Here is an 11,819-nt window from a genome sequence, read left to right as displayed (position 1 = left end):
TTGTCCCGTCCTGAATATGGTTTACACCTTTCCCCCCAATAAATGGAGAACCCGATGGGACAAGGTGTGAAACGGACACAGCGCGATTACTCGCTGACTTTTAAACTGGCACTGGTCGAGCAGATTGAAAAAGGCGAGCTCACCTACAAACAGGCTCAGGTCCGTTATGGCATTCAGGGCCGCTCCACCGTTCTGGTATGGTTGCGTAAACATGGTCGGCAAGATTGGAGCCTGGGGGCTTCTGTGCGCGCCTGCAGGAGCATCACCATGCCTGACCCCGACAACCAGACGCCCGAACAGCGCATCAAGGAACTCGAGCAGCAGCTGGCGCTGATGAGTCAGAAGGCCCAGTTCTTTGAGGCCATCGTCGATGTACTGAAGAATGACTACGGCGTCTCCATCGTAAAAAAGCGACCCGGCAAGTCCTCTCGCAGCGGCAAGTCGAGAGGCTGACCATTGTCAGGGCTTGCCTGTTTCCGGGGATAAGCCGGCAGGCTTACTACAAGCGCAATCGGGTCGCCGACGAGCGCCATGCACAAGGGCTACAGGTGGTGCGCTTTGTGCGTCAGGTTCGACTGCGACAACCTCGGGTCGGCACTCGCAAGCTGCATTATCTGCTGCAGGGTCAGGAGGATGGCGGGCTCAAGGTAGGGCGGGACAGGCTGTTTCAGATATTGGCCGAGCACCGCTTGCTGGTGCAGCCTAAGCGGGCGTATCACAAGACCACCCACAGTTTTCACCGTTTCTACCGTCATCCCAACTTGCGCAAGGCGGGACCAGAGCAGGTTACGCCGGTGGCTCCGGAGCAGGTCTGGGTCGCAGATATCACCTATCTGCCCGCCAGGAGCGGACCGCTGTACCTGAGCCTGGTGACGGATGCCTACTCACGCAAGATAGTGGGCCATCACGTGCACGAAGGAATGCACGCGGAGTCGGTGGCGATGGCGTTCAAGAAAGCACTGAAGCAACGGCGTGGCGGCGGTGAACTCATCCATCACTCGGACCGCGGCGTGCAGTATTGCTCGGTGCTGTATCAGTCATTACATGAACGGTACGGGGTGAAATGCTCGATGACGGATGGACATGACTGTTACCAGAATGCGTTGGCGGAGCGGGTGAACGGGATTTTGAAAGGAGAGTTGTTGTTGCAAAGCCCGCAGGATTTAACGCAAGCGCGGGAAATGGTGCGTGAAGCGGTGGATATTTACAACGCGGAGCGGCCGCATCATGCGTTGAAATACAGAACCCCCGATGCGGTACATAGGGGGTTCTGAGTAGAGAAATGCTAGTTGAAAATGTGTAAACCTATTTCAGGACTAGACATATCACTCGGGTTCAAGGATGTGAGCAGACCGGGCAGTCGGGGCGCTTGGGCAGCTTCATCTCGCGGAAAGTGCCGCTTAGGCCGTCGATCATCAGCAGGCGGCCGCTGTAGCTTTTGCCCATGCTGGCCAGGATCTTGATGGCTTCAAGTGCCTGCAGGCTGCCCACCAATCCCACCACGGGGGCGAGTACGCCCGCCTCGATGCAGGTGAGGGCCTGCTCGCCGAACAGGGCGCTGAGGCAGGCGTAGCAGGGTTCATCTTCTTGCCAGGTGAAGCTGCAGAGTTGACCCTCCAGCCGGATGGCGGCGCCGCTGACCAACGGTACCCTGTGCTGGCGCGCCTTTTGGTTGAGCAGATTGCGAATGGTCAGGTTGTCGGTGCAATCCAAGACCAGCTGGTGTTGGAGCAACAGGGTATCGAGCAGCGCCTCGTCGGCCACGGTAGCGTGGGTCTCCACCTCAAGCCAAGGATTGAGGGCACGCAGCGACTGGGCGGCAGAGTCTACTTTGTAGTGGCCAATTCGCTCATCGTTGTGCAGCACCTGACGCTGCAGGTTGGAGAGCTCCACCTTGTCAAAATCCACCAGGGTGAGTTGGCCAATACCGGCCACCGCCAGATACTGGCTGGCGGCGCAGCCAAGGCCACCGGCGCCGATCACTAACACCCTGGCTTGCTTGAGCGCCTCCTGCCCCTCGAAATCGAAGGATTTGAGGATGATCTGGCGGTTGTAACGCAGCAGTTCGGCGTCGCTCAGGATCTCGCTCACAGCAGCAATCCCCCGAATGGCTCCACGGTCACCGTCTCGCCTGCGGCAACGCGGCCCCGTTCCAGTTCAAGAACGATGTAGCAGTTGGCTCGCGACAGGGAGCTGAACACGGCAGAGTCCTGCGAGCCGGTGCTGCGCACCTCGAGGCCGTTCGGTCCCTGACTCAGAATGCCGCGCTGGAAGTCGAGTCGGCCCGGGCTCTTTTTGAGTGGCTCGGCCGCAATGGCCTGTAGCTGAAGCGGGCGCTCGAACTGCTGGCCCGCCAGCTTGGCCAGCGCCGGTTGCACTAGCTGATCGAAGGTGACCATGGCGGAGACGGGGTTGCCCGGCAGGCCGAAGAACCAGGCGCGGGGCAGACGGCCAAAAGCAAACGGCTTGCCCGGTTTGATGGCCAGCTTCCAGAAGCCAATCTCGCCGAGCTCGTCCAGCAGTTGTTTGGTGAAGTCCGCTTCCCCCACCGAGACGCCGCCGGTGGTGATGAGTACATCGGCCTCTTCGTCGGCGCGGATAAAGGCGGCGCGCAGCTGGGCGGGATCGTCGGGGATGATGCCAAGGTCGAGGCAGTCGCAGCCTAGCCGCGCCAGCATGGCCCGCACGCCATAGCGATTGGAGTCATAGATATCGCCGTGGGCGAGCGGGGTACCAACCGGTTTGAGTTCATCACCGGTGCTGAAGATGGCCACTTTCAGCGGTCGGCGTACCGCGACGGTAGCCACGCCGAGGGAGGCCAGCAGCGGCATCTCGCGCGGGGTAAGGCGAGTACCGGCTGGCAGCACGCAGGCGCCTTTACCGATATCGCTGCCGGTGCGGCGGATATTCTGGCCCGGTTCGGGTTGCGCCAGAAAAGTGATCCGATCGCCATCGGCCTGCGTTTCTTCCTGCATCACCACCGCATCTGTGCCTGCGGGTACCGGGGCGCCGGTCATGATCCGCACGCAGTGGCCAGCGGGCCACTCGCCCTGATAGGGCTGACCGGCAAATGCCTTGCCCGCCATGATGAGCGGGGTTCCGCTGGCGAGATCCGCAAGGCGCACGGCGTAACCGTCCATGGCAGAGTTGTCGAAGGGGGGCACGGCGAGTGGGGAGGCGATATCACAGGCCAGTACCCGGCCAAGGGCCTCTGGCAGGGGCAACTGCTCGCTGTCGCAGCAGCAGGCGAGTTGTTCCAGCATCCCTTGCAGGGCATCGCTTAAGGGGAGTAGTCCGCTGGTATCAAATCCCATCGTCATGACCTCTTTCTATGATTGAAGGCGGGATTATCACAAAAATCCCCGGGGATGGGCAGGTTATCTCAAGGATTCTCGGGGTAATCGGCGCTGAAACGGGGTGAGATGGCCATAAAGTATGAGGTGACGCACAAGTTGACTTGAATCTTGGCGGCAATGGCCGTTTACTATGCCGCCATAACAGATGGCCGTCACATCCCGTGTGGCGACCATTACAGCGATACCATCGGCCCTGTACGCCGCCATAACATAAGGGGTTGCTCCTTGAGCTGCCCTCACAGTCCCTGAGCGTGGGAGAGAAGATAATGACAACCTTAAGTCCGGAAGCCTTGCTGGTCAGGGCTGCCCTCGAAGCCCAGGGACTGGAAACCCCCCTGGTCACCAACGAGCTGAACAGCCAGCAGAAGCGGGAGAAGATCGAAGGCCATATGCGCTCCATCATGGAGACGCTGGGGCTGGATCTGGCCGATGATAGTCTGGCCGAGACGCCGCATCGCATCGCCAAGATGTACGTCAACGAGATCTTCTCCGGCCTCGACTATTCCACCTTCCCCAAGGTGACGGTGATCGAGAACAAGATGCAGGTGGACGAGATGATCATGGTGCGGGACATCAGCCTCACCAGCACCTGCGAACACCACTTCGTCACCATCGACGGCATGGCTCATGTGGCCTATATCCCTCGGGGCAAGGTGATTGGCCTGTCGAAGATCAACCGTATCGTGCAGTTCTTCGCCCGTCGTCCCCAGGTGCAGGAGCGGCTGACCCAGCAGATCCTGCTGGCGCTGCAGACCCTGCTCGGTACCAAGGATGTGGCCATCAGCATCAAGGCGACCCACTACTGCGTCAAGGCGCGCGGAGTGATGGACTCCACTTCCTATACCACCACCACCTCCCTCGGCGGGGTGTTCAAGACCCAGCCCGATACCCGGGCCGAATTTCTGGGCGGCCTGCGCGGATAAGATGGCGGTTGTTTTGTAACCGCCACGCTGAATAAACGAGACGCCAGCAGCCATTGCTGGCGTTTTTATGGACGATAACCAGAGATGGCGAGCCTGTATCGACCACTTTCTCTATTTTCGTAAGCGAATATTTCATGTTCGTGATCGAACGCTCAAAGTGTGAAAATCCTGACTGGTAGCTCTTCGGAACCAACCTGTCCCCATCTTAAGATGCTTGCCATTACCAGCAGGGCATCATTTACAGGTTGGAGTAGCCGTGTTTCGTTCAATCAAACATCAGGTCATGTTTTTTGGTGGCTGTATTTTACTGGCTACCGTGTTGAGTGTGGTCGGGTATAGCTATCTGTCTCTTGCGACTATGCAAGGTGGTATTCAGGGCGAAATGCGTGAGACAACACGTCAGGATGCCGGACGATGGCTAATGGCTCTGGCTGGTCAACAAGCCGGCGAGATTGCAGGCACCTTTGAACAAGCCCTTAATACAGCAGAGACACTTGCCGCCATGCTGGCTGGCAATGTTCATCAACCCAGACCATTGGACCGGGCTACCGTGACTGCTTTGCTCAAGGATGTTGCTGAACGGAACAGCGACTTTCTCAGTATCTACAGTGGTTGGGAGCCTAATACCTTTGATGCTCAGGACAGTGCGTATTTGACTGACGGGGTACATAGCCAGGCCACTGGCAACTTTGCCCCCTACTGGAGTCGTGGTCCAGCCGGGTTCACCATCAAACCGCTGGGCGACTACTACAGCAAGAGTTTGAGCAAGACCGGTATCCGGGCATCGGAATGGTATCTCTGTCCGATGGAGAGCAAGGCAGCTTGTGCTGTCGACCCTTCCGTTTATACCGTGAATGGCCAACCGACGCTGTTGACCTCTTTTGTTGTGCCCGTTCTGGATCAGGGCCGCTATCTGGGGATGGTCGGGGTAGACTATTCCCTCAATTACTTGCAACAGTTGGCCAAGCAGGTAAGTGGCCAAGTGTTCTCTGGCCAGAGCCGGGTCAGGATCATCAGTCCACACGGCATCATCGCCGCGGATTCGGCGCAACCTGATGTAATCGGGGGGCGGCTTGAAGAGTCTGGCTTGATGGATCTGCTCAACAAGGGAGAGGTCAGTAGTCAGCAAGTTTCGGGTCAGTTGCGCGTGCTGGTGCCAATCCATCTTAAAGGGGTCACTAAAGCCTGGGGGATCATCATTGAGGTGGCTGATACGGCGCTGTTTGCAGATGCTGATCAGGCTGAACAGGTGAGAGCCGCTGATTTCAGCGAGAGTTTGTGGATGCAACTGCTGGTTGGGATCGTGGTGGCATGCCTTGGTCTTGTCGGCTTGGCCTGGGCTGCCGGCTCCATCTCGCGTCCGGTACAACAGACCGCCAGCATGGTCGGACGTCTTTCTGCCGCCGGGGGGGACTTGACCCAACGCCTCAATGTGATGCGTAAAGATGAGACTGGCGAGTTGGCTGAGGGGATCAACCGGTTTGTCAGCACTATTCATCATATTGTGAGTGATACGGCACAAAGTGGCCGCGACCTGCAGCTAGCTGCCCACCAATCTGCCGAGCTGGCTCAGCAAGGATTGTCCAATAGCCATCGGCAATTGGAAGAGATTGAACTGGTTGCAGCTGCCATCCACGAAATGGCCTCGACGGCGGATTCCGTCTCCAGCAGTGCACAGATTACCGCTGATGCTGTAGATGAGACCCGCAAAGCGGTACATAGAGGTCAGCATGTGGTGAGCAATTCAGCTGGCGGGATCCGTGAGCTGAGTGTGCAAGTAGATGTGGTTGCACAACGGATTGCCGAGTTGCAGCAACAGGGTCAACAGATCGGTTCGATTCTCGATGTGATCCGTACCATTTCGGAACAGACCAATTTGTTGGCTCTGAATGCAGCTATTGAGGCCGCTCGTGCCGGGGAGCATGGTCGGGGGTTTGCGGTGGTTGCGGATGAGGTCAGGGGGTTGGCGTCCAAAACCCAAGCTTCAACCAAAGAGATCCAGGGCATGATCGAGCGCCTTCGTCAGACCACGGCAGAAGCTGTGAGTACCATGGGAGAGGGAAAAAACTTGAGTGAGCTGGCATTGCAGGATGCAGAGCTTGCCGTTACCGAGCTTGCGACGATAGTTATGTCGGCAGACCGGATCCAGGATATGGCGACCCAGATCGCCAGTGCGGCAGAGGAGCAGTCCAAGGTCACCGATGATATCAGTCGAAATGTCAGCAACATTCATGAAGCGGCAACCGCATCGACCCGTTTGGCTAACCAGCAGGATGAACAAAGTCAGCAAATGCATAAGTTAGCCAGCGATGTGATGGACAAGATTGGGCGCTTCCGCTATTAAGTTTTCACCCCTTTATAGTTGATCTTTCATCCAAATGACCCCTGTTTTGAACGGGGTCATTTGAGTTGCTTTAATTTTAATCACAAGACTCTTTCCGAACCGCAATAATCCGGCTATTCTACCGCCCCTCACGGCTCTCGCTGCCGCTCATGGAATTCAGAGATATTCATCAAGGTTGGATTGTGCGCCACTGAACAGGTGGCCAGATAGTTCATGCCAGGAGGGCGTGAACCGGACGAGTGCTACGAATTTAACGACCACCAGGATATCCCATGAATACCAGTTCCATGACCATAGGCAAAAAACTCACCGCCGGCTTTGCCGTGCTCGGTTTGATGGTCGCCTTTATCGGCGGTTTTTCCCTTGTCCAGTTTGGCAACATGAATGATGTTGCCATCCGGTTTACCGACAGCATCTTGCCAGCGGTCAATCGCACCAGCGCGATCGGGGATTCTCTCGGTGAGTTGCGTCGTTATGAGCTGGGTTATTTCGTGGTGGCCGCCGAGCCGCTGAAAAGGGCTGAATATCGGAATATTGCCAGTCAACAGCTTAACTCGATCGCGCAGCAGCTGATTGCCCATGACAAGACGATCTGGCCTGAGGATGTGGCGGAGCGCCGTACCTTCGATACGGTGAAATCTGACTGGGATCGTTACGTCGCCCTGCACCAGCGAGTCCAGCAGCTGCAAGACAGCGATCAGCTTGCCGAAGCCCAACGCATCTTCCTTGAGGAGGGGGTTCCCCTTTACACCGCGCTGAGCAAGTCAGTGGCCTCCCTTATCCAGATTAACCATGGTTATGCGTCTGAATCCCGCAGCGACATTGTCGACTCTTATCAATCCGCCAATCTGAGTGTCACCATCGCGCTGGTGATCGGTCTGATACTGGTGGTGGTGCTCTCAGTAGTATTGACCCGCCAAATTCGCGACCCGCTGATCATGCTGGCCCGTCAGGCCCAGCGCATTGCCAATGGCGATTTGGGGCAGGGCGAACTGCAGCAGTGGATCCGTGACAGCCGCTTCAACCGCGATGAACTGGGTCAGCTGGGCTCCGCCATCAACCGGATGCAGGGCTCCCTCTCCGATCTGGTGAGCGAGATCGCCGGCTCAGTGAGCCAACTCAGCAGCGCAGTGGAGGAGGTGAGCGCCATCTCCAGCCAGTCCGCCAGCGGCATGGCCATCCAGCAGAACGAAGTCTCCCAGGTGGCGACCGCCATGAACGAGATGCAGTCCACCGTCAACGAAGTGGCCCGCAACACCACGGATGCCATGAGCGCCGCCAAGGATGCCTCCCGCACCTCCGCTGCCGGCAGCGAAGTGGTGCGCAGCTCCATTGCCAGCATTGAAGAGGTGTCGGTCAAGATTGAGCAGGCTGGCACAGTAGTGCAGCAGCTGGAGGCCGACAGCGCCAACATCAGCGTGGTGCTGGATGTGATCCGCGATATCGCCGGTCAGACCAACCTGCTGGCCCTTAACGCGGCCATCGAAGCGGCCCGTGCCGGTGAGCAGGGGCGTGGTTTTGCGGTCGTTGCGGATGAAGTGCGTTCATTGGCCCAGCGGACCCAGGACTCCACCGCCGAGATCAGCAAGATGATCGAGCTGTTGCAGAGCCGCGCCGCCGAGGCGGGCAACGCCATGCAGCTGAGTCGTCACCAGATGCAGGAGAGTGTCGGTCTGGCACGGGATGCCGGTACCAGTATCGAGACCATCAATGGTGCCGTGGTGCGCATCACCGACATGAACACCCTGATCGCCACCGCCACCGAAGAGCAGAATGCGGTGACCGAAGAGCTCAACCGCAGCATCGTCAATATTCACAATGCCGCTGACGAGAATGCCCAGGGCGCTCATCAGATCGCCCAGGCTTGCGTCGAGCTGAGCAAGCTGGCCAACACCCTGCACCATATGACCCAGCGCTTCACCCTCTAAGGGTTGATGCATGGATAACAATTGGCGGGGCCTTGTTGTTTCTGGCGTTGTGGAAGGGCTCAGCTCAGGCCGACTATCTCGCCGTTCTCATCGATATCGATATGGCGATAGGCAGGCAGACTGCCCAGCCCCGGCATGGTCATGATGGGGCCAGCCAGCGCATAGACGAACCCGGCACCGGCGCAGAGCTTCACCTCGTCGATGGGCACCTCGAAATCGGTCGGCACGCCCTTGAGAGCGGGGTCATGGCTGATGGAGAGCGGCGTCTTGGCCACGCAGATGGGCAAGTGATCCCACCCTTCGGCGGAGAGCTGGGCCAGCTGCTGGCGCGCTCTGTCGGAGAGCTGCACTCCGCGGCCGCCGTAGCCGCACTCCACCAGGGTCGCCAGTTTGGCGTCGAGGCTCGCCTCGTCGGGGTAGAGCAGTTTCACCTTGCCGGGTTGCTCGCAGGCGGCGACCACGGTGCGGGCAAGCTCGCTGGCACCGGCACCACCCTGAGTGAAGGCGTTGGAGATGGCCACGCCACAGGCACCGGCTTGCTGCGCTTCATGGGCCAGCAGCGCCAGTTCGGCCTCGCTGTCGGTGGGGAAGCGGTTGATGGCGACCACCACCGGCACCCCGTAGCGGCGGGCGTTCCGGATATGCCAGGCGAGGTTGGCGCAGCCCTGCTTGAGGGTCGGCAGGTCTTCCCCTTGCAGGCTGGCTGGCAGCGGCTGGCCCGGACGGATATCGAGCAGGCCGCTGTTGGCCTTGAGGCCGCGCACCGTGGCCACCAGCACCACGCAGGCAGGGGCAATACCGGATTGGCGGCTCTTGATGTTGAAGAACTTCTCCAGCCCCATGTCGGAGCCAAAACCCGCCTCGGTCACCACATAGTCGGTCAGGCCAAGGGCGATACGATCGGCGATCACCGAGGAGTTGCCGTGGGCGATATTGGCAAAGGGGCCGGCGTGTACCAGCACTGGTGTCTGCTCGGTGGTCTGCATCAGGGTCGGTTGCAGCGCATCTTTCAGCAGCACCGTCATGGCGCCCGCTACTTCCAGCTGTTCGGCAGTGATGGGCTTGCCGTGAATATCGCGGGTCAGCTGGATGCGGCCGATGCGCTGGCGCAGGTCTTTCAGATCGCTCGCCAGCGCCAGAATGGCCATCAGCTCGGAGGCGGCGGTGATGACGAAGCGATCGCGGCGCTCCACACCATCGGTAGCGCCCCCCTGTCCAATCGTGAGGTGGCGCAGTGCGCGGTCATTCATGTCGAGGGTGCGCGGCCAGAGGATGTTATCGGCATCGATATCGAGCCGCGGCAGGCCGGTTTTGGCGGTGAACTGGTCGCCGAGTTTGCGCTCATGGAACAGGCGGGCATCGAGGGCTGCAGCCGCCAGATTGTGAGCCGCCGTCAGAGCGTGAAAATCGCCGGTAAGGTGGAGGTTCATCTCCTCCATCGGCACCACCTGGGCGTGGCCGCCACCTGCGGCCCCCCCCTTGACCCCGAATACCGGACCGAGACTCGGCTGGCGGATAGTGGCGATGCTGGGCTGGCCGATATGGTTGAGCCCCATGGAGAGGCCAAGGGTAGTCACCGTCTTCCCTTCACCGAGCGGGGTCGGGGTGATGGCGCTCACCAGTACCAGCTTGCCGCTCTGCTTGGGCTGAGACGTGAGCAGGTCGAGGCTGAGTTTGCCTTTGTAGTGGCCATGAGGGCTGAGCAGGTGCTGGGGGATGGCGAGGCGTTCGGCCAGCGCGTGGATTGAGAGACGGGGGGACTGGCGGGAGATCTCGATATCGCTTAGCATCAGCACCTCGTTGGCATATCGGGGTAAAATATGCGGCGCAGTCTAGTGGAATATAACGGGTAATCCAATGACGAAAACGATTTTATTTGGTGAGGGTGAGGTTCGTCAGAATCCTGTTCGGCTGGATCTCAACGCACTCTATCATCCCCCCAAGCAGCCGATGACGGCGCTGGGGATTGTCAGCGCGCTGGTGCCGTTGTTCGGTTTCGGCTGGCAGGCGATGACCCAGGACCCCGAAACCCAGCTGCGCCACGAGATCCACAAACGGGTCAACAAGCACAAGACCGACGAGGCAAACCTCATTTTGATCCTGCAGCTGGCCGCCATGTTTGACTGCCCCGAGATTGAAGTGGCGCTCCCCTATGCCCTCAGTGAGCAGCAGTTGTCAGTTGTCCGCACCCGACTGCCACGCTGGCAGTTGCACCCCGAGCAGGAGCGTCTGCTAGCCAAGCTCACCCTTGTTGCCGCATCCACCACCGCATCCGACCAGCGTTAGGTTTCAAGCCGGACCAGAAGGCTGTACCCTCCGCTCTGCAATCAGGTCGGCGTATCCCACTGTTGCGGGGCGAGATAGCGCTCCTGCACGAACTCGATAAAGCAGCGCACCTTGGCCGAGACGAAGCGGCGGTGCGGATAGACCGCATAAAGTCCCACATCTCCCTTGTCCCACTCCGGCAGCAGGCTGACCAGCTGCCCTGACCGCAGGGCCTCCCCCACGATAAAGGTGGGCTGCAATATGATGCCCTGATCATCACAAGCGGCGCGGGTCAGCGCCACCCCGTTGTTGGCCCGCAGCGGCCCCTGTGGCCGGATGCTCTGCTGCTCGCTTCCCCGTTTGAAGTGCCACTCCGGCTGGGTCAGGGTGTAGATCAGACAGTCGTGCTGTTTGAGATCCTCGGGTTTTTCCGGTCTGCCCTTGCGTGCCAGATAGGCGGGGCTGGCGCAGAGTTCGACCCGAATGGTGGCAAGTTGGCGCGCCACCAGCGAGGAGTCGCTGAGGTGGCCGATCCGCAGCGCCAGATCGAACCCCTCTTCCACCAGCGCTACCCGCCGGTCGCTGTACTCGATATCGAGCTTGAGGTCGGGAAAGCGCTGGCGAAACAGCGGCAGGGCGGGGGAGAGGTGCAGATAGCCAAAGTCCATCGGCACCGAGAGCTTGAGGGTGCCGTTCGGCTGCTGGTTGTGGTGGGTCAGCTGGCTGTGGGTCTCTTCCAGCTCCGCCAGCAGGGCGAGGGAGCGCTGGTAGTAGAACTGCCCCGCTTCGGTGGGATTGACCTGACGGGTGGTGCGCGACAGCAGCCGGGTGGCGAGGGACTCCTCCAGCTGCTGCATCAGTTTGGAGGCCATGGCGACCGAGATGCCGAGCTGGTTGGCGGCCTTGGTAAAGCTCTGGCACTCCACCACCTTGATAAAGGTACGCATGGCGGCGATCTGGTCCATTTTCCATCCTCAGTAAATAATGAATTTAATAAATCACT

At 59.4% G+C, this 11,819-nt stretch carries 9 protein-coding genes; 5 read left to right on the top strand and 4 right to left on the bottom strand.

The window, feature by feature from the left end:
• Nucleotides 1–54: 54 nt before the first annotated feature.
• Nucleotides 55–1,274, top strand: a protein-coding gene (locus AB5Y83_RS09410) for an IS3 family transposase (protein ID WP_279487891.1) whose coding sequence is annotated in 2 segments (ribosomal slippage) — nucleotides 55–403 and nucleotides 403–1,274 — 1,221 coding nt in all. Because the reading frame shifts where the segments join, the coding sequence is not laid out codon by codon here.
• Between the two features lie 61 nt (nucleotides 1,275–1,335).
• Here the strand turns inward: AB5Y83_RS09410 and moeB are convergent.
• Entirely contained in the window at nucleotides 1,336–2,091 is a 756-nt protein-coding gene (gene moeB / locus AB5Y83_RS09405) for a molybdopterin-synthase adenylyltransferase MoeB (protein WP_139746747.1), read from the bottom strand.
• Nucleotides 2,088–3,314, bottom strand: coding sequence for a molybdopterin molybdotransferase MoeA (gene moeA / locus AB5Y83_RS09400; protein WP_368175066.1), 1,227 nt, complete (start codon nucleotides 3,312–3,314; stop codon nucleotides 2,088–2,090). Before moeA ends, moeB begins: the two co-directional genes overlap by 4 nt.
• 308 nt (nucleotides 3,315–3,622) lie before the next feature.
• Between moeA and folE the strand changes: the two genes are divergently transcribed.
• The 3 genes from folE (at nucleotide 3,623) to AB5Y83_RS09385 (ending at nucleotide 8,551) form a co-directional block, all read left to right on the top strand.
• Nucleotides 3,623–4,279, top strand: coding sequence for a GTP cyclohydrolase I FolE (gene folE / locus AB5Y83_RS09395; protein WP_042054628.1), 657 nt, complete (start codon nucleotides 3,623–3,625; stop codon nucleotides 4,277–4,279).
• 256 nt (nucleotides 4,280–4,535) lie between these two features.
• Nucleotides 4,536–6,623 (top strand): methyl-accepting chemotaxis protein, encoded by a 2,088-nt coding sequence (locus AB5Y83_RS09390; protein ID WP_279488121.1) that lies wholly within the window; start codon nucleotides 4,536–4,538, stop codon nucleotides 6,621–6,623.
• Nucleotides 6,624–6,895: 272 nt separating this feature from the next.
• Nucleotides 6,896–8,551 (top strand): methyl-accepting chemotaxis protein, encoded by a 1,656-nt coding sequence (locus tag AB5Y83_RS09385; protein WP_206901469.1) that lies wholly within the window; start codon nucleotides 6,896–6,898, stop codon nucleotides 8,549–8,551.
• Nucleotides 8,552–8,610: 59 nt separating this feature from the next.
• Here AB5Y83_RS09385 and AB5Y83_RS09380 read toward each other — a convergent pair whose 3' ends face one another.
• Nucleotides 8,611–10,341, bottom strand: coding sequence for a formate--tetrahydrofolate ligase (locus AB5Y83_RS09380; protein ID WP_368175065.1), 1,731 nt, complete (start codon nucleotides 10,339–10,341; stop codon nucleotides 8,611–8,613).
• Nucleotides 10,342–10,408: 67 nt separating this feature from the next.
• Here AB5Y83_RS09380 and AB5Y83_RS09375 point away from each other — a divergent pair, with 67 nt between their 5' ends.
• Nucleotides 10,409–10,837 (top strand): hypothetical protein, encoded by a 429-nt coding sequence (locus AB5Y83_RS09375; protein WP_368175064.1) that lies wholly within the window; start codon nucleotides 10,409–10,411, stop codon nucleotides 10,835–10,837.
• 41 nt (nucleotides 10,838–10,878) lie between these two features.
• Here AB5Y83_RS09375 and AB5Y83_RS09370 read toward each other — a convergent pair whose 3' ends face one another.
• Nucleotides 10,879–11,781 (bottom strand): LysR family transcriptional regulator, encoded by a 903-nt coding sequence (locus AB5Y83_RS09370; RefSeq protein ID WP_279488117.1) that lies wholly within the window; start codon nucleotides 11,779–11,781, stop codon nucleotides 10,879–10,881.
• Nucleotides 11,782–11,819 lie beyond the last annotated feature (38 nt).

Origin of the sequence: Aeromonas sp. R5-4, assembly GCF_040908215.1 — a bacterium.
GTDB lineage: Bacteria > Pseudomonadota > Gammaproteobacteria > Enterobacterales > Aeromonadaceae > Aeromonas > Aeromonas veronii.
This window is presented reverse-complemented; position numbering and strand designations above follow the sequence as displayed.